An 18,450-nucleotide genomic window follows, 5' to 3' on the forward strand; every position below is an offset into this window, starting at 1 on the left:
GCTCTTCTCAACAAGCGAGCGCACGTCCATCATGTCATTGGTCATCGGTGGTCTTTCCGTCAGGTTGGTCTTCAACAACCCGACCCTAGCGGAAAACACTGATGGCCACCTTACTCCTCAGAACCTACACCACTCGGCGGGGCACGATCCCGCAGACGAAGGGGAATCCAACTCAACGCCCCGCCGATTTTTCGAATCGAATTTTGATTCTATCCCTTTTTGAGGCCTTCAAGAATTGTGTAAAGAGACTGCGACCAACCGGGTGGCAACGAGAGTCGTTCTGCATTTTCCCGGTTTCGAACCGTTGGACGCGAAAGCGCACTATGCGCGATATGTTCGTTCAGCACATCAAAGTGCGAAGGTGTGGGGTCTCGCTCTGCAGATCGGCCCGCTTTGTCAAAACGAGATGGCATCCTCCTTCGACATCGATTGCAGCGCGCCGAGTGGGCAAACATCCAGCCGAATTTTCATCCTTGATCACAACCAGCTCGTCCAGCGGTTGATCAGGAGACCGCTGCCGCAGAGGTTGTTCTCCGGCTTCCATAGCGCTGCGCAGGTGATTTGGCAGGGCGGCGGTTCTGCTTACTTCAGGCATGCCTGGCGGTTCGGGCTCTTCTTCGTCTTTCCATTCCTATTGGTCTTGCTGGCAGCTGCGGCAAGCCTTGTCATCGCGGCCTCGCCCAGCTTGCTCGGCCTTTCCCCCTGGGGATTTCTGGGGAGCGTGCCGCTCGCGACTTATTTCTTCAACGGCCTCTTTCTCCCATTCTCGAAAAAGCTGCATACGTTGCATCTGTTTGCCGATTGGGAGCTGGCGGTCGCCATGGCGAACCTTGACGACGCTGATGTCACCCGATGGCTCGATCGCTGCAAGGATGCTGTTCGAACGGCGATCAACGAAGATGCCGACGAGTATCTTATCAGTTCGCACAGCATGGGCTCCAGCGTCGCCACCCACGTCATCGGCATGCTTTTGGAAGAGGAGCCGGGCGCGTTTGAAGGAAAGCGCGTCGTGTTCACAACGCTCGGCGGCGCGGTTCTTCAGTGCGCTTTGCTGAAACCGGCAGTCACCATGCGGGCGCACGTCGGCAGGATAGCACGCGCAAAGGAGGTATTCTGGCTGGAGGTGCACTGCCTGACGGATGTCATTCACTTCTACAAGTCTCGTGTCGTCGCATTGGCAGGACACGCAGATGCGCCACAGGCCCATGTGACCGCAATCCGCATGCGGCATATGCTGACCCCGCAGCACTACCGGAAAATCAGGCGAGATTTCCTGCGCGTGCATCGGCAGTATGTTCTCGGCTCGGACCTTCGCTCGGCTTTCGATTTTACCCTGATGACGGCTGGCCCTCTTCCCGCGTCCTCGTTCGCAGGGTTTTCCCGGGACAACATGCCCGCGGTCTAACGTGTGAGTGTCCGCAGTGGCGGACGTGCCGGTCAAACGCTGCCACACGTGGTATCTCCACTCATTTCGGATCGCATCGATTGCGCGCAACTTGTCGCCGCCGAACATATGTCCGCCTGGAATGCAGGGGGCTCGCCGTCGCGGTGCTGGACGAAAATCGGCACTTCACAAGCTATCGCTTTGTCTGTGGCATGGATCGGCCATTGTTTTCGTGCGTATCAAATTAATGGTCGCACACAATCTTTAAACTTGACGCGTGTAAACAACAATGATTTATCGGTGCCGTCGATTGAGCTCGGGAGGCCTACTCGATCGATCCAACGCAACGCAGGCCCAAGCCGAGTAAAGCTCGGGAGGAAACATGACCATTACGAAGTTGATTGCATCGGTTGCGCTCGCCGCCACATTTTCCCTGTCGGCTGCTGCGGCCTATGCCGATGGTATCGGCGCCTCGCTTTTGACCCAGCAGCACCCCTTCTACATCGAGCTTGCGAACGCCATGAAGGCGGAAGCGAAGGCAAAGAACGTCGCGCTCGAGGTGTCGATCGCCAACCAGGATCTGAACAAGCAGCTCGCCGACGTTGAGGATTTCATCGTCAAGGGAGTGAGCGTCATCGTCATTTCGCCGGTTGACAGCCAGGGCGTCGTTGCGGCGATCGCCAAGGCCGAAAAGGCCGGCATCAAGGTCATTACGGTCGACGTACCGGCCGCAGGCGCAAAGGTTACGTCGCATATCGGCACCGACAACTTTACCGGCGGTGTCAAGGCCGGCGACCTAATGGCCAAGGAAATTGGCGACAAGGGCAATGTTGCGATCATCGACTACCCGACAGTGCAATCGGTAGTAAACCGCATCGAGGGCTTCAAGAAGTCGATCGCCGGCCACCCGGAAATCAAGATCGTTGCACAACAGACCGGCATTACCCGCGCCGAGGCTCTGGCTGCGGCCCAGAACATGCTGCAGGCAAACCCCGACATTACAGGCATCTTCGGCTTCGGTGACGACGCAGCGCTTGCTGCAGCTGTCGCCGTCAAGGCAGCGGGCCTTGAGTCGCAGGTCAAGGTCATCGGCTTTGATGGCATGGAAGAAGCTCGCAAGGCTGTCGACAACAACCCGGTCATGATCGGCGTGATCCAGCAGTTCCCCGACCAGATGGGCAAGGCTGCCGTCGACACGGCCGTCAAGGTCATCGCCGGCGAAGACGTCCCGGCCGAACAGCCGATCGTGCCTGGTGTCTACATCAAGAAGTAGTCTGCTCCCAAGACGGTTCGCCGCTTCAGGCGAGGCCGCTGAAGTCAGGTGGTTCCGCGCGCGACCATGCGCGGAGCCACCGACGAAGACCGACAAGGAGGCGGCCATGGATGCGCCCATCGCAGATACCATTCTTGCAATCAACGATATCTCCAAGACTTTCGGAACCGTTGCGGCGCTAAAGAACATGCACCTCGACGTCAGGCGCGGGCGGGTACACACGCTGCTCGGCGAGAACGGTGCTGGAAAATCGACGTTGATGAAGATCCTGGCTGGCGTCCACCAGCCCACATCCGGCGACATCATGCTCGATGGACAACCCTACCATCCGGCGAACCCGCAGCAGGCGGCAGCACTTGGGTTGACCATCGTCTTCCAGGAACTCAGCCTTTGCAACAATATGACGGTCGGTGAGAACATCCTTGCCACCCGTGAACCGGCAACGGCTGGCTTCATCAACGACAGAAAACTGACAAGAAAGGCCGCCGATATCGTCAAGGCGCTCGGCTTGCCGGTCTGCGTCGAGGAAAAGGTCGGCAACCTCTCGATTGCCCAGCGCCAGCTGGTCGAGATCGCCAAGGGATTGAGCGTGGACGCCAAGGTCGTGATCCTGGACGAGCCGACTTCATCTCTCAGCGACAGCGAGGCCGAAATCCTGTTCCGGATCATCGATCGTCTGAAAGAGCGAGGCACGGCAGTCATCTATATCTCGCATCGCATGGAAGAAATCATGCGATTGAGCGATGACATCACGGTCATCCGGGACGGTGAGTACATTGGCACGCGGCAGCGCGAAACGGCCACCATCGACGAGCTGATCGCTCTGATGGTCGGCCGCAAGATGGACGAGATTTACCCGCGCCGTACAGTGCCTGCACCAGGCCCCGCCGTTAAACCGGTTCTGTCGGTCGAGAACCTGACACGCCCCGGCGAGTTCGCGGACGTCTCCTTCGACGTCAGGCCCGGCGAGATCCTCGGCTTCTTCGGCCTGATCGGCTCCGGCCGTTCGGAGATCATGAACACGCTCTTTGGAATGCGAAAAGCTGGAGGCACCGTTCGGCTGAACGGCAAGGCCGTCCATATCGATAAGCCCGCCAAAGCGATTGCGAGCGGTCTCGGTTTCGTGACCGAAAACCGCAAGGAAGAGGGGCTTGTACTCAGCCACAGCGTCGAGAGCAATATCTCGATGGTGGCACTCAACGACTTTGCCGGCAGGCTGGGCTTTCTGCGTCGTCGCTCCGAGCGAATGGCAGCCGTGGCTGAAGCCTCACGGCTGGCCATCAAGACGCGATCGCTTGATACCCCCGCCGGCGCACTGTCCGGCGGCAACCAGCAGAAAATCGTGCTTGCCAAATGGCTTTTGACGAAGCCCAAGGTGCTGATCCTCGACGAGCCGACACGCGGCGTCGACGTCGGCGCCAAATTCGAGATTTACAAGATCATCCGCCAGCTGGCGGCGGAGGGCACAGCCATCCTCCTGATCTCGTCGGAACTGCCTGAAGTCCTTGGCATGAGCGACCGTGTCGCCGTCATGCACGAAGGCGACCTCGGCGCGATTGCAGCCGGAACCGACCTCACCCCAGAAAAGATCATGGCTTTTGCGACAGGTTTGACATCATGAGCCAGAACCAGGCTTCCAACGCCCTGCTGATGAAGATCTTCAAGCAGTATGGCGGCATTTTTCTCTCCCTCATCATTCTGTGCGTGATCTTCTCGGTCATGAACCCGCGCTTCATGTCGATCGCCAACTTCATGAATGTGCTGCAGCAGGTTGCCGTTATCGCAATTGCCGCCTTCGGGATGACCTGGGTCATCCTGCTTGGCGAGATTGACCTGTCGATCGGCTCCATCATCGCTGTCGCCGGCATGGTCGGAGCCCAGTGTTTCGCCTATGGATTGGGCTTTGCACCGGCACTCCTCCTGACGCTTCTGGCCGGCGCGCTGATGGGGCTTATCAATGGAGTGCTGACAGCAAAACTCCTGCTGCCGTCCTTCATCGTCACGGTCGCCACAATGGGTATCTATCGCGGTCTGGTCAGTCTGCCGACGAACGGTGCCCCGGCGATGATCATGAACGAGACATGGACCGCGATCGGCACTGAAAGCTTCCTCAGGCTTCCGATCATCATCTGGATCGTGCTGGTGCTCTTCGTCTTCAACCAGGTCCTGCTTGGCAAGACGACCTTCGGCCGCCGTGCCTATTTGACAGGCGGCAATCGTGAGGCAGCGCTTTATTCCGGTATCAAAGTTGACCGGTTGAAGATCACCATATTCGTCATTTCAGGCGTGATGGCGGCGATATCCGGCGTCCTGCTTTCGGCACGCCTTTTTTCTGCGCAGACCAATGCCGGCACGAGCTACGAACTCGACGCCATCGCAGCAGCCGTTCTCGGTGGCACCAGCCTTGCTGGCGGCGTGGGCACGATGGTCGGCACGCTGATTGGTGCCCTCATCATCGGCGTGATGAACAACGGCATGAACATGCTGTCGGTGCCGTACTTCTACCAGCTGATTGTCAAGGGTCTCGTGATACTCGTGGCAGTCTGGCTCGATGTGCGGGCCAAACAGGCGAAACGCTAGGGACCGGTGAGCATAGCCATGAAGAAGATTCTGACGATCGGCGAAATTCTGGTCGAGATCATAGCCACCGAACGCGGCGACGGCTTCCGTTCCGCCGTCCCTTTGATCGGACCATTTCCCTCCGGCGCACCGGCCATCTTCATCGATCAGGTTGGCAAGCTCGGCCATGACTGCGCGATGATCTCGGCTGTGGGCGATGACGATTTCGGCCACGTCAATCTCGACCGGCTGAGGGCCGACGGCGTGGACGTGTCCGGCATCAGGATCGACGCCAATGGAACGACCGGCAGCGCCTTCGTGCGCTATCGCGATGACGGCAGCAGAGCCTTTGTCTTCAACATTCGCCATAGCGCCTGCGGCACGATCGACCTTTCCGGCGAAGCGGCCCGTCTCGTGAACGAGGCAAGCCATCTGCACGTGATGGGGACATCGCTTTATGCGCCGAGCGTCATCGAGACGGTTCTTTCAGCCATGCGTTCGATCAAGGAAAAAGGCGGAACCATTTCCTTCGATCCGAACCTGCGGCCGGAGATCTTGAACAGCCCCGGCATGCGCGAAGCGCTCCAGGAGGTGATTGAAGAGACCGATCTTTTCCTGCCGAGCGGCGACGAACTCTACCTCTTCACGCAGGCGAAGACAGCAACCGAGGCGGTCAAGGAGCTGCTCGCGAAGGGCATCAAGGCGGTCGTGCTCAAGCATGGCTCGGCGGGCGCGACCTATCATGACGCCGAACGGACGCTGACGCTGCCCAGCATTGCGGTCGAGGAAATTGACCCGACGGGCGCAGGCGACTGCTTCGGTGCCACCTTCGTCGCCTTCTGGCTGGAGGGGGCTACGCCCGAGGTTGCGTTGCGTTACGCCAACGCCGCCGGTGCGCTTGCGGTCACCCGGATCGGTCCCATGGAAGGTGCATCCACCCGCGCCGAACTCGATGCTTTGCTTGCCCGATAACGAGCCCGATAGAGAGACGACACACATGACGCAGAACGACCTCCTCGACATCGCAAGCTGGCGCGACCAAAGCAGCGGCTTCAAAGGCATCCCCTCCATCTGCTCTGCCCATCCACTCGTCATCGAGGCAGCCATGCTGCACGCGCTGAGGGCGCATGCGCCGCTTCTCATCGAAGCGACCTGCAACCAGGTAAACCAGGATGGCGGCTATACCGGCATGACCCCGGCCGACTTCCGCACCTTCGTCGAGAAAATCGCCGTTCAGACGGGCTTTCCGATGGAAAAGGTGATCCTTGGCGGCGACCACCTTGGGCCAAACCCCTGGAGGGGGCTTGATGCCGTGGATGCCATGGACAGGGCAGAGGTAATGATCCGCGCCTATGCCCGGGCTGGCTTCACCAAGTTGCACCTTGATACCAGCATGGGCTGTGCCGGCGAGCCGGTGGCGCTTGCAGACGATGTCACAGCGGCGCGTGCGGCACGGCTTGCCGCTGCCGCCGAAGATGAGATCGAAAGCACCGCGATCGTCAAACCGGTCTACATCATCKGGACGGAGGTTCCGATCCCCGGCGGCGCGATGGAAGAGCTTGACGTCCTTGAGGTCACCCGGCCTGAAGCCGCGCTCGAGACGGTCAGCGTCCACGCAGAGGCCTTTGATGCAGCCGGCGCTGCAGACGCCTTCGGGCGCGTCGTCGGCGTGGTCGTGCAGCCGGGCGTCGAATTCGGCAACCACAACGTCATCGCATACGATCGCGCGAAGGCGAGTGCGCTCAGTGCCACTTTGGAACGCCTGCCGGGCCTCGTGTTTGAAGCCCATTCGACTGACTATCAAGCCCGTGACGCACTCCGCGCGCTTGTTATGGACGGCTTTGCAATCCTCAAGGTCGGCCCCGGCCTCACCTTTGCGCTTCGCGAGGCGCTGTATGGCCTCGACCAGATTGCAGCATTTCTGTTTCCCGGCAGCCGGTCCGGTACCCTGATGGCGGTCACAGAAAGCGTGATGACCAGGGAACCGGGTAATTGGAGGAAGTATTATCACGGCACTGCGGACGAGCAGCACTTGCAGCGTCACTTCTCCTATAGCGACCGCATTCGCTACTATTGGCCGGAGGAGGACATCGCTGATGCCGTCGAAAGCCTGTTTGGGCTCTTCGGTGATACCGAAATTCCCGAGACGTTGATCAGCCAGTATCTGCAGGGGCTTTACCCGCGGGTGCGCGCGCGAACCGCGTCTCCAACCGCCAAGGGACTGACGATTGCAGCGATCGATGTCGTGCTCGAGGACTACTTCGAGGCATGCCGTGGCTAGGCCGGCCCGACATCCTCGCCGTTGGGGATCGTGTCTTCTTTTCAGTTGACAGTCGAGACGGTTTTCAACGGATATGACTGAAGCACGGGGAACATGGAATTGGATAAACCAATCAAGACGATGGAAGATTTCGCGGAATTCGTCGGCCTCTCCCGGCCGACGGTTTCGAAATACTTCAACGATCCAAAATCCGTGCGAGGCAAAACCCGCGACCTGATCGAAGTCGCAATCAAGCAATCCGGATTTCGTCCCAACATTTTCGCCGTCAATCTCAACCGGCGTCGAACCAACATTCTGGGCGTGATCATCCCGAATTCGACCGACCCGTTTTACATGGCACTGACGCGGCGCATCGAGTTGATCGCAAACCAGGCCGGGTTCCTTGCTTTCGTGCTGTCGTCCGACGGCAAGCCGGAGATGGAAGACCGCGCGATCGAGACCTTCAAATCGCTGAATGTCGCTGGCGCAATCATCGCGCCGCTGGGGGTCGATAGTCACCATGAGACGCTGGCGGCCCTGGGCGACAGCATTCCGCTCGTCTATGTCGATTCGCCGTTGGATGCGACCTCGTCCTTCGTCGGTACCGACAACCAGCAGAGTTTCCAGCTGATCGTTGACTATCTGTCTCGATCCGGCGAGCAGCCGTGCTATTTTGCCATGCCGTCGGTCAACAACAATGCAGTGACGCGAGCGCGCGCCTATAGCGAATCCATGGCGCAGCTGAAACTCGATCCGATCATTGTGACGCTCGACAAGCAGCGCACCTGGGACTTCGAGCGGTTCGGCTACGAGCAGACGCAACGGATCCTGCGCAGCGGCGGATTTCCAACGCGCACCGTGCTTTGTGCGAACGATCGCGTTGCATTCGGCGTCATCTCAGCCGCCTACCAAGTGGGTCTGAAGGTCGGCCATGCACCGGGTTGCGATCTTCGTGTGGCGGGTCACGACGACCATCCGCTTTCACGTTACGCCTGTCCGCCGATCACAACCGTTGCCCAGAACTACAACGATATTGGCCGCCTCGCGATCGAACTCCTGCTTCACAAGCTCGGCGAGGACGAGGGCCGGCGGGTCGATTTTCCGCCGGATGGCCGAATTGTCCTGACAGCGGAGCTGCAACTGCGGGAATCCGCCTAGGCCGGGAGCCTCCTCAAGGAACTGCCGAAACGGCCGCGGCCGCCGCTGGGTCAGACCGCGCGTCTTTCGCCGCCTCCTCACCGACCAGACAGCGGATCAGGTCGTCTGTGGATACGCGTCCGACCTCGGCTCCATCCAAGGATACGACTGTGGCCGCGCTCACATTGCCAATCGACATCTCCCGCAACGCCGCTTCGACGCTCGTGCCTGCCGGGATGCGAAGCCCCTGTTTGACCGCCCCGTTCTTCTGAGAGGTCATGACCGCTTCCACCTGAATGACCCGACCGCGGTTCACCTCCTTGACGAAGGCGGCGATGTAGTCGTCCGCCGGCTTGAGGACGATGTCGGCAGGCGTGCCTTGCTGGATGACTTCCCCATCCCTGAGGATTGCAATGCGGTCACCGAGCCGGAGCGCCTCATCGAGGTCGTGGGTGATGAAGACCACCGTCTTCTTGAGCTCCTTTTGCAGATCGAGCAGGACCGTCTGCATATCGACCCGGATCAATGGATCAAGCGCCGAATAGGCTTCGTCCATCAGTAGAATTTCAGCGTCGTTGGTCAATGCACGGGCAAGACCGACGCGCTGTTGCATCCCGCCCGACAGCTGGTTGGGATAGTGGGCGGCAAAGCCATCGAGGCCGACGCGTCTGATCCAGTGCTGCGCACGCTCCTCGCGTTCGCCCTTTGCAACACCTTGGATTTCGAGGCCGTAGACGGTGTTCTGCAGCACGTCGCGGTGAGGCAGAAGGCCGAATTTCTGGAATACCATCGCGGTCTTCTGTTGCCGGAACTGACGCAGTTGCTCCCGGTCCATTCTGCAGACATCGGCCGCTCCGTAGAGCACTTCCCCCGATGTCGGATCGATCAGCCGGTTTATGTGCCTGATCAGCGTGGACTTTCCAGACCCCGACAAGCCCATGATGACAGTGATGCCGCCGCCCGGTATCGTGATGTTGATGTCCTTGAGCCCAAGGACATGCCCGTGTTCACGGTTGAGTTCGGTCTTCGACATCCCCTTCATCACCGGCTCGACGAAATCGCGGCCCCGTGGTCCGAAGATCTTGTAGAGATGGCGGATCTCGATCGATCGGCTACCCATGGATGACCTCCCGGTGCTTCTGCAGCCGCAGTCCATAGGCCTGGCTGATGCGGTCGAAGATGATGGCGATGCCGACGATGGCGAGGCCATTGAATACGCCGAGCGTGAAATACTGATTGGCGATCGCCTTCAGTACGGGTTGACCCAGACCTTGAACGCCGATCATCGATGCGATCACCACCATGGCAAGCGCCATCATGATGGTCTGGTTGATGCCCGCCATGATCGTCGGCAACGCCAGGGGAAGCTGAACGTTTCTCAGTTTTTGCCAGCTTGACGAACCGTAGGCATCGGCAGCCTCGAGCACATCTCGGTCGACCATCCGGATTCCAAGGTTTGTGAGCCGGATCATCGGCGGCAAAGCATAGATCACGACGGCGATGACGCCCGGGACACGACCGATACCGAGGAGCATGACGACGGGAATGAGGTAGACGAAGCTCGGCATCGTCTGCATGACGTCGAGCACAGGGTTGACCGTACTCTGCAGGCGGTCCGAACGGGACATGGCGATGCCGATCGGAATGCCGATCGCAATCGAAAGCACCGTGCAGACGAAAATCATCGACACGGTCTTCATCGTGTCTTCCCACATGTCGAAATAGCCGATGAGGAGCAGCGTCATCATGCAGCCGACCACGATCCGCCAGCTGCGGGTTGCAAACCAGGCGATCAGGCCGATGATGGCGATGACCAGCGGCCAAGGCGCGCCCGTCAGCAGGCGCTCGGCCCAGATCAGAAAGCCTTGCAGCGGGCTGAACAACGTCTCGATGCTACTGCCATAGCCGCGCGTGAAGGCGCGAAAGCCTTCGTCTACGCTCTTTTTCAAGGCGCGCAGCGTGTCGTCGTTCATCGACGGAAATTTCCAGAGCCAATCCATGTCAGTTCCCCATGGCAAAATCGGCGGCGGCCGTTGTTGTTTTTGGCCGTCGCGCCGGGGTTGTTGGCGGGCGGCATCACCGCCCGCATTCTACACAGGTGTCAGAGGGAGGCCTTGATCTTTTCAGCAACCTCGGGCGACACCCATTTCGTCCACAGGTCGGCGTTGTTCTTGAGGAAGTACTTCGCCCCCTCCTCGCCGCTCGCCTGATTGTCGGACATCCACGCGATCAGCTTGTTGACGGTGTCGTTTGTCCAGGCGCGCTTGTTGAGATAGCCCATTGCCTCTGGACCTGCGCGATCGGCAAATGTCTTGGTGACAAGCGTCTCGACATTGTCCGACGGCCAGGCATTTTCCTTCGGGTCGGCGCAGTCTGCAACTGACGTGCAGCGCTTCCATTCGTCGGCGTTGTATTCAGCGCCGTAGCCGAGTTTGACCATCTCGTATTTGCCGAGCAGGGCGGTCGGTGCCCAATAGTAGCCTACCCAGGGCTGCTTGGCTTCGTAAGCCTTGGCGATGGAGCCGTCGAGACCTGCAGCCGAGCCGGTGTCGACCAGTGTGAAGCCCGCCTTCTCGCCACCATAGGCCTTGAAGAGCTGCGCGGTCACCACTGTACCGCCCCAACCCTGCGGACCGTTGAAGACGGCACCCTTGCTCTTGTCTTCAGGGGCCGGGAAGAGCTCCGGGTGTTTCAAGAGATCGGGGATCGTCTTGATGTCTGGATGCGCGTCCGCAATATACTTCGGGATCCACCAGCCTTGGATGGCACCGTCCGACAGTATCTTTGCGGCCTTGACGAATTTGCCGTCGGATAGCCCGCGGTTGACGATTTCCGGCTGCAAGCTGACCCATGCCTCCGGAGCGATGTCCGGCTGGCCTTTTTCCGCCATGGAGGTCAAGGTCGGAACCGTGTCGCCGACGACCAGCTCTGCGTGGCAGCCGTAGCCCGTCTCGAGGACCAATTTGTCGATATTGGCGGCGACTTCGGCGGACTGCCAGTTCATGTTGGCAATCGTGACATCGCCGCACTCAGCGGCGGACGCGGCGCCGCCGAGACCAAGAAGCCCGACAGCAAGAACGGTGGAAGCCAAAAGCACTTTCATTTTCTTGTTCCCTCTGGTCGCGGTGTACGTGAACCCGGGCGCCGGCAGCACCGCGTCGGCCGGCATACCCATTGAGCCGTCATTGATCCGGCACGCGCCATTCCGTTTACGTCAAAAACTGGCGCATAGGCGCTTTCTTTCAATGCCCTTGTCGATACCAAGTCGCGATCCGGATGATCCGTCGCGATATGGCTTTACAGAAGTGAGCAGATGCGCAACGCCTCGTAGATTGCTGCGTGGATATTACGGCTTGCAACGGCGTCTCCGATCCGGAAAACGTCAAATTGACTGGCGGCACTTCGTATCGGAAGGGGTGATCGCCGCGCGATCAATGCTCTATAATCGACGGCTCCCAGATTGCGCGAAAGCGGCTTGAGTTCGAAATAGAGGTCGGCATTGGCCATCGTCCCGTGCTCCACCACGACCTGGGATACTCGACGCTCCGATTGCGCCTTCTCCGCATAGTCGGATCCGAGCACTGCCACGAGGTGATTGCCATCCCGCCGGACGGCCTTCAGGCGGGTATTGATCGTCACCTTGACGCCCCTTTCGGCGAACACCTTGGCGTATGGCACGTGGTTCATTCCGCCCATTTCGGGAGCAAAGAAACGCTCCGGCGAGACCACCTCCAGCTCTGCGCCACTATTGGCGATCACCTCGGCTGCCGACATTCCCGGGTGAGCACCATTGTCGTCGAAAAGCAGCACGTTCCTCTCAGGCTTCGCTGACCCTGCAAGAATGTCCCAGGACGAGGTGACGAGGTCGTCTCCGGCGTCGAGCACGGGCGATTGAGCCATGCCGCCTGTTGCAATGACAACCAGGTCCGGCTCGAAGGCCAGGACGTCGTCCAACCCTGCATAGGCATTGTAGTGGATTGCCACGCCGAGGCGCTCCAGTTCATCGAGACGCCAATCGACGATGCCGATCATTTCTCTGCGACGCGGATTGCGGACCAACAGGTTTATCTGCCCGCCGGCCTTGCCACTGGCCTCGAGGAGGTCGACCTTGTGTCCGCGCTCCGCCAGGACGCGGGCGGCCTCCAGGCCTGCCGGCCCTGCGCCGACGACAACCGCTCGCCTTGGCGTCGGCGCCTTCTCGACGACATGTGATAGCTCGCCCTCACGGCCGGTCGCAGCGTTGTGGATGCACAATGCCTCGCCGCCTTCGTAGATGCGATCAAGACAGTAGGTGGCGCCGACACAGGGGCGAATGCGCGCCTCCTCGCCGGCTTCCACCTTACGAACGATGTGGGGATCGGCAATATGCGGGCGTGTCATCCCGACCATATCAAGCTTGCCCTCGGCAATTGCATGGCGCGCCGTGGCGACATCTGCAATGCGGGCCGCGTGAAACACGGGAAACCTGGTCGCCGCCCTGATCTCGCCGGCAAAATCGAGATGTGGCGCCGACGCCATGCCCTGGATCGGGATCACATTGTTGAGGGCCGCGTCGCTATCGATATGGCCGCGGATGATGTTCAGAAAATCGATCGTTCCTGAAGCGACCAGCCGGCGCGCGATCTCGACGCCATCCTCGCGCGTGAGGCCCTTTTCCCAATCCTCATCGGCAACCATCCGTATGCCGACGATAAAGTCCGGTCCAACAGCCTTGCGAACCGCCTGCGTGACCATCATCGAAAATCGCATGCGGTTTTCCAACCCACCGCCGAATTCATCGTCGCGGGTGTTTGTCGCCGGCGACCAGAATCCGTCCATCAGATGTCCGTAGGCTTCGAATTCAATGCCGTCGAGGCCCGCCGCCTGCATGCGCTGGGCGGCCGAAACGTAGTCGTCGACGATCCTCGCGATGTCCCACTCTTCGGCCTCCTTGGGAAAGGCTCGATGCGCGGTTTCGCGAATTGGACTGGGTGCCAGCACCGGCAACCAGTCGCCTTTGTTCCACCCGGTTCGTCGCCCAAGGTGGGTGAGCTGGATCATCACGGCAGTGCCGTATTCATGACAGTCGTCCGTGAGCTTGCGCATCCACGGTACGATCTCGTCGCGATAGGCGTGCAGATTGCCGAAGGCCGGAGGCGAGTCCACTGACACGACCGCCGAGCCCGCGGTCATCGTCAGCGCGATGCCACCCTTTGCCTTTTCCAGGTGATAGAGACGATACCGATCCGTCGGCATTCCGTTCTCGGAATAGGCCGGCTCATGGGCTGTCGACATGATACGGTTCTTCAGCGTCAGGTGCTTCAGCTGGAACGGTTGAAGTAAGGGATCGCGAGAGGCCATCGATGACACCATTGGTGAGAAGCGAAGATCATCACCCAAAATGGATACACCTTCGATAGGCAAAAGCGTCACAAGAGGGCATCAATGCGCCGTCGCGGGACTTTCTTCCCCCAAAAAAGGGAGAAGCCCGCCTTGTCCTGCCCCGAGGATCAATTGTCCGGCAGAGTGAAGGCCGTGCAGGGATTGGCGATGCCGCGCAGCATGTGCTCACCCATGGATATCAACGCCGTTGTCGTTTCCGCCGCGACCTCACCCGATATCAGCACGCTGCATGCAAGCGGCTTGCACAGCCCTTCGAGCCGGCTGACCAGATTGACCGCTGGACCGATCGCGGTGAAGTCCAGCCGGTCGGCAGCGCCGATATTTCCCCAGAGGATCTCGCCGAAATGTACCGCCATGCCGAAGGGCAGCGGCGGCAGCCCCTGGGTCTGTCGCACGGCATCGAGATGAGCCATGCCGGCGCGGGCAGCGCCGACCGCTCTCAGGGCCGCTTCGCAGGCTTCGCCTGGTGTGCCGGTGACTGTGCCGGTGACTATGCCTGTGACCGGGAAAATCGCCAGCAAACCGTCACCGATGAACTTCAACACCTCGCCTCCAAAGGCATGCACCGCGCCGGCGACGCGCTCGAACCAGGCGTCGAGCGCTGCGATCATCGCTGCGGGTTCCACCACTTCGGACTGAGCGGTGAAGTCGCGCAGGTCCGCGTATAGGAGTGCGGCCCGAATGGTTTCGCCAGTGCCGCGGCGCAGCGCGCCGGCCTGCACCTGCGCGGCACTGCGCCGGCCGAGATAGGCTTCAAGCAGCGCAGTCAGTGTGACTCGCGAGGCCAGGGCGGCCAAGGGCGCGGCGGCGAAACGCGCCGCCAGCTGCAGGCTGGCGATTTCGTTCGGCTCGAACGCCCGCTCCCCGGCCCAGCCCAGCACCGGTCCGTCAGGCGCCGAACCGACTGAGATATCGTGTACCGGGCCAAGTCCGGCCAGCCAGTCGTGCCCGGCCTGGTTGGACCCACCGCCGGCAATGCCACCACCGGCAAGGCCGGCAAAGCCGAGCGCCTCGATTACCGTCCCCGTCTGCGCCTGCCACAGCCAGGTGCGGCGGGCGATGATCGGGTGCGGCACCGCGAGCATCAGTGATCCGCCAGCAAGCGGCAGGCCATCGGCCAGCAGGCGGCGGCCAAGCTCGGCCAGAAACGATTCGGGGCTGGACGAGACACAGGCCTCGTCAATCAACCAGGCGAGGGAGACGGGCAGATCCATCACTGGATCATGCCACGGCGGTCGCAAGCTGTCATCCGAGCCGGGGATGGCGGCGATCCAGTCCATACCGACATGCGTTCCACCGCCCATGCGCCTGACGGTAGTCCGGCACGCTCGCAAGCCCGCAAAAGGTTCTGCAGATTTCGGAAGGGCAAGCAGTCAGGTTCGGCCATGCCAAGGGTCGGGACCGGGATCACGTCCGGCTGCGGCCTCGCTCAAACGGCCGAGGTAGTGTGCCCAACCTTCCGCATGGCTGTCACATTGCGCCGCATCGGGCAGGCCGGTGTGGGTGAGGCGCAAAAGTGTCCCATCCGGCTGCTCGATCAAGTCGATCTCGACCAGGCTTGATCCGGGGGGCACCACTTCGCTGCCGTCCCAGCCAAAGTTGTAGGCCAGGCGGTGTACCGGCACCACCTCGCGAAAGGAACCGCGCGCAAATCGTGCGCCGGTGACGTTGACGAGATAAAGCCCTCCGGGCTGCGGCTCGACCTGCGCTTCCGTTCCCATCCAGCGCAAAATCTTGTCGGGATCGGTCAGGAGGGCGAACACCGCGGCGGGTGGCGCCGCGACGTGCATCTCGCGGCGGACGACGTTGGGCTCTGGCATCTGTCTCTCCTATGGTTGCTCCGGCGCGGCTTCTGAGGGAGGGCGGGGCGTGTTGTGCATCAGCCCTCGCCTCGCAATGTCAGCATCTAGGGGAACGCGCGTCCTCAACAAGGGACCATTGGCGTCCACCCTTTCGGCACGCCCCTGGCTGGGGTCGGGCAGATCGACGTTGGCAATCAAGACCGGCCGGAGCCGGGCTTGCGGCCGCAGATCAGTTGCAGCCAAGGTGCTAGGTGAAAAACACTCATGAGTGCGTACATCGTGGCCATACCACTCAGCGGCGAGACATCCTGCATGGAAGCGCAGAGCATCTCTACGCCGCCGTCGGTAGCCGAAAGCAGCGCCATGAGTGCGAAGGTCGGCGCGGCAACAAGAGGCAGCCGATCGGCAGCGCCAAGGAGACGCCTGCCTGTCGGAGTGCCGCCGGATCGATTGCCGAGCGTCGACATCTTCACAGGGGCCTTGGAGTGAAGCGACATTGCAATGTCACCCTCGGCCATACTCGTCGTGGCGACGCCACCAGACACCGTCTTCGTTGCGCCCGAGCGGCGCGCGGTCGAGCCATTGATACATGCCCCAAACCGCGTCCAATCCGCGGGCATAGCTCGAATAGCTGTGATAGACGGTACCGTCCTGAAGCACGAAGGCGCTGAGCCCCGGCCGGTCGCGTGTATATGTGGGAACATCGGTTCCCGTCATCGCCGCGATTTGTGCGACCGGTCCTTCGCTGCCGCGCAGCTGCCATTCCTGAACGGCCTTGCCTGCGAGTGGCTCGGGTGCCGGCCTCTCGCGACGGAAATTATAATCAATACTTCCATTACGTTGCTGCTCTTTGCTAAACCAGACACTGAAGTCGGTGTTAAAGTCATTGTTGAAGGAGGACGCCCAGGGAAAGGTCCACCCCATCTGCCGCTTGAACGCCTGCAGCTTTGGAAGCGGCGCCCGCGATACAGCCGTAAAGGCGACGTCGTGGTTTTCGAGATGAACGACGATGCCGTTAAACCCGTCGGCGATCGATGAGCAGGACGGGCAGCCTGCCGTATAATCGGGACCGAACATGAAATGGTAGACGAGGAGCTGCGAGCGTCCTTTGAAGAGGTCTGCCAGGGACGCGCTTCCTTGATCGGTCTCGAACCGATAGTCCTTTTCGATGGCGACCCAGGGAAGGTCCTGGCGACGCAGTGCCAGATTGTCGCTCTGCCGCGTCAGTTCCTTCTCCTCTTCGAGTAGATCGAGCCGTGCTGCCAACCATTCCTGGCGCGTCCCGGTTGCATGTGCCGTCATAATATCTTCTCCTTTGGCGACCTGTTGTCGTATCAAGCTTGATGCGAGCCGTTTGCTTGGCGACCGACAACAGACTAGGGCGGACCTGGAGATGGTGGGAGTTACAAGTGTGACGGGATTTCGATGGACTCTCTCATAACAGCTGCGGCACGCGCCCTGGCAGCGGGTGATCCTCTCGGCGCACTGAAACGGGTCGCGCTGCGGAACGATGCACCCGCTCTTGCACTTCGGGGCATCGCCATGGCGCAACTCGGCGAGTTCGTCCGGGCAAAGGCTCTCCTCAAAAGTGCCGCGCGTGCATTTGGCACAAGAGAGGCCGTGCCGCGCGCGCGCTGTATCGTCGCCGAGGCAGAAATAGCACTCGTCTGCCGTGACCTTACCTGGCCCGCAAAGGCGCTCGAGGCGGCGCGGGTAACGCTTGACGCCCATGGCGACCACGTCAACGCGGCCCATGCACGCATTCTCGAGCTCCGGCGCCTGCTTCTGATTGGCCGGATTGACGAGGCCGAGCGCCTGCTCTGCGAGCTCCCCCCTGCTCCGCTTCCGCCTGCATTGAAGACCGCTCATGAACTCGTCGCAGCCGGGATCGCCATTCGGCGCTTGCAAACGAAGGCGGCCGACGCTGCCCTCACACGGGCCGCGATAGCCGCGCGCGAAGCGGGGATCCCCGCACTGACGACGGAGGTGGAAAACGCATTCGTCGTGCTGAAGACACCCGCGGCCCGCCTGATTGGCCGGAGCGGGGCGCGCCTCATCCTGCTCGAAGAGGTCGAGGCACTCCTCCTGTCAGGGGCACTCGTTGTCGATGCATGTCGCAACGTCGTGCGGGATGGAAACGTGGTGGTGCCGCTTGCGACGCGTCCGGTCTTGTTCGCGCTTGTCCGCGCGCTAGGCGAAGCCTGGCCCGTGGACGTGCCAAGGATCACGCTTCTTGCCCGTGCCTTTAGGGCCAAGCATGTCGATGAATCGCATCGCGCCCGGCTTCGGGTCGAGATCGGACGTCTTCGCGCGGAGCTTCGGAAGGTGGCCGAGGTGAAGGCGACGAAGCAAGGCTTCGCGCTGGTGCCGGGCCATTCCCGCGAGGTCGTCGTGCTGGCGCCGCCTGTCGAGGAGCCGTACGCGGCGGTGCTTGCCTTTCTTGCAGACGGCGAATCCTGGTCAAGCTCGGCCTTGGCGATTGCGCTGGGAGCAGGCCCACGCACGGTGCAGCGGGCGCTCTTGCAACTGGCAGCCGACGGCAAAGTGCATTCGTTCGGCCGCGGGCGAGCGCGTCGCTGGATGACCCCGCTCGTGCCGGGTTTCCCGACAACCTTGTTACTCCCCGGACCGCTGCCGGGTGACTAGGATGGAC

The 18,450-nt window shown here is 61.0% G+C and carries 16 protein-coding genes; 8 read left to right on the forward strand and 8 right to left on the reverse strand.

Annotated elements, in window-relative coordinates:
* Positions 1-406: 406 nt before the first annotated feature.
* From AC1DMK_RS20050 to AC1DMK_RS20080, 7 genes are all read left to right on the forward strand, one after another.
* On the forward strand, positions 407-1,405 hold the full coding sequence (locus tag AC1DMK_RS20050) for a hypothetical protein (RefSeq protein ID WP_477861359.1): 999 nt from the start codon (positions 407-409) through the stop codon (positions 1,403-1,405).
* Between the two features lie 361 nt (positions 1,406-1,766).
* Complete coding sequence (locus AC1DMK_RS20055; RefSeq protein WP_477861361.1) at positions 1,767-2,657, forward strand: substrate-binding domain-containing protein; 891 nt, start codon at positions 1,767-1,769, stop codon at positions 2,655-2,657.
* A gap of 106 nt (positions 2,658-2,763) precedes the next feature.
* Positions 2,764-4,278, forward strand: coding sequence for a sugar ABC transporter ATP-binding protein (locus AC1DMK_RS20060; protein ID WP_477861363.1), 1,515 nt, complete (start codon positions 2,764-2,766; stop codon positions 4,276-4,278).
* The gene (locus tag AC1DMK_RS20065) at positions 4,275-5,237 is read left to right on the forward strand and encodes an ABC transporter permease (RefSeq protein WP_477861365.1); all 963 of its coding nucleotides are present in this window, start codon (positions 4,275-4,277) and stop codon (positions 5,235-5,237) included. The genes AC1DMK_RS20060 and AC1DMK_RS20065 overlap by 4 nt, the downstream gene beginning before the upstream one ends.
* Before the next feature lie 18 nt (positions 5,238-5,255).
* Positions 5,256-6,188 carry a tagatose kinase gene (locus AC1DMK_RS20070; RefSeq protein WP_477861367.1) on the forward strand — a complete coding sequence of 311 codons (933 nt, stop codon included), beginning with the start codon at positions 5,256-5,258 and terminating at the stop codon, positions 6,186-6,188.
* 25 nt (positions 6,189-6,213) lie between these two features.
* Positions 6,214-7,497 (forward strand): D-tagatose-bisphosphate aldolase, class II, non-catalytic subunit, encoded by a 1,284-nt coding sequence (locus tag AC1DMK_RS20075; protein WP_477861369.1) that lies wholly within the window; start codon positions 6,214-6,216, stop codon positions 7,495-7,497.
* A gap of 120 nt (positions 7,498-7,617) precedes the next feature.
* Positions 7,618-8,634, forward strand: a complete 1,017-nt coding sequence (locus AC1DMK_RS20080; RefSeq protein ID WP_477861570.1) for a LacI family DNA-binding transcriptional regulator — start codon at positions 7,618-7,620, stop codon at positions 8,632-8,634.
* Between the two features lie 13 nt (positions 8,635-8,647).
* On the opposite strand, the gene AC1DMK_RS20085 is transcribed toward AC1DMK_RS20080, so the two are convergent.
* The 8 genes from AC1DMK_RS20085 to AC1DMK_RS20120 form a co-directional block, all read right to left on the reverse strand.
* Complete coding sequence (locus AC1DMK_RS20085; protein ID WP_477861371.1) at positions 8,648-9,733, reverse strand: quaternary amine ABC transporter ATP-binding protein; 1,086 nt, start codon at positions 9,731-9,733, stop codon at positions 8,648-8,650.
* A complete protein-coding gene (locus AC1DMK_RS20090; protein ID WP_037066642.1) occupies positions 9,726-10,613 on the reverse strand; it encodes an ABC transporter permease in 888 nt (295 codons plus the stop codon). The genes AC1DMK_RS20085 and AC1DMK_RS20090 overlap by 8 nt, the downstream gene beginning before the upstream one ends.
* Before the next feature lie 101 nt (positions 10,614-10,714).
* Positions 10,715-11,716: an ABC transporter substrate-binding protein gene (locus AC1DMK_RS20095; protein WP_477861373.1), complete on the reverse strand. Its 1,002-nt coding sequence runs from the start codon at positions 11,714-11,716 to the stop codon at positions 10,715-10,717.
* Between the two features lie 194 nt (positions 11,717-11,910).
* On the reverse strand, positions 11,911-13,953 hold the full coding sequence (locus tag AC1DMK_RS20100; protein ID WP_477861375.1) for an oxidoreductase: 2,043 nt from the start codon (positions 13,951-13,953) through the stop codon (positions 11,911-11,913).
* A gap of 149 nt (positions 13,954-14,102) precedes the next feature.
* Positions 14,103-15,209: an adenylate/guanylate cyclase domain-containing protein gene (locus AC1DMK_RS20105; RefSeq protein ID WP_477861572.1), complete on the reverse strand. Its 1,107-nt coding sequence runs from the start codon at positions 15,207-15,209 to the stop codon at positions 14,103-14,105.
* A 159-nt stretch (positions 15,210-15,368) separates the two neighbouring features.
* Positions 15,369-15,815 carry an SRPBCC family protein gene (locus tag AC1DMK_RS20110; protein WP_477861377.1) on the reverse strand — a complete coding sequence of 149 codons (447 nt, stop codon included), beginning with the start codon at positions 15,813-15,815 and terminating at the stop codon, positions 15,369-15,371.
* A 176-nt stretch (positions 15,816-15,991) separates the two neighbouring features.
* Positions 15,992-16,294 carry a hypothetical protein gene (locus tag AC1DMK_RS20115; protein ID WP_477861379.1) on the reverse strand — a complete coding sequence of 101 codons (303 nt, stop codon included), beginning with the start codon at positions 16,292-16,294 and terminating at the stop codon, positions 15,992-15,994.
* A gap of 7 nt (positions 16,295-16,301) precedes the next feature.
* Positions 16,302-17,099 carry a DUF899 domain-containing protein gene (locus AC1DMK_RS20120; protein WP_477861381.1) on the reverse strand — a complete coding sequence of 266 codons (798 nt, stop codon included), beginning with the start codon at positions 17,097-17,099 and terminating at the stop codon, positions 16,302-16,304.
* Positions 17,100-17,222: 123 nt separating this feature from the next.
* On the opposite strand from AC1DMK_RS20120, the gene AC1DMK_RS20125 reads away from it, so the two are divergent.
* A complete protein-coding gene (locus AC1DMK_RS20125; RefSeq protein WP_477861383.1) occupies positions 17,223-18,443 on the forward strand; it encodes a helix-turn-helix domain-containing protein in 1,221 nt (406 codons plus the stop codon).
* The last annotated feature ends 7 nt before the right edge of the window (positions 18,444-18,450 follow it).

Source organism: Rhizobium sp. 05L419 (genome assembly GCF_056397845.1).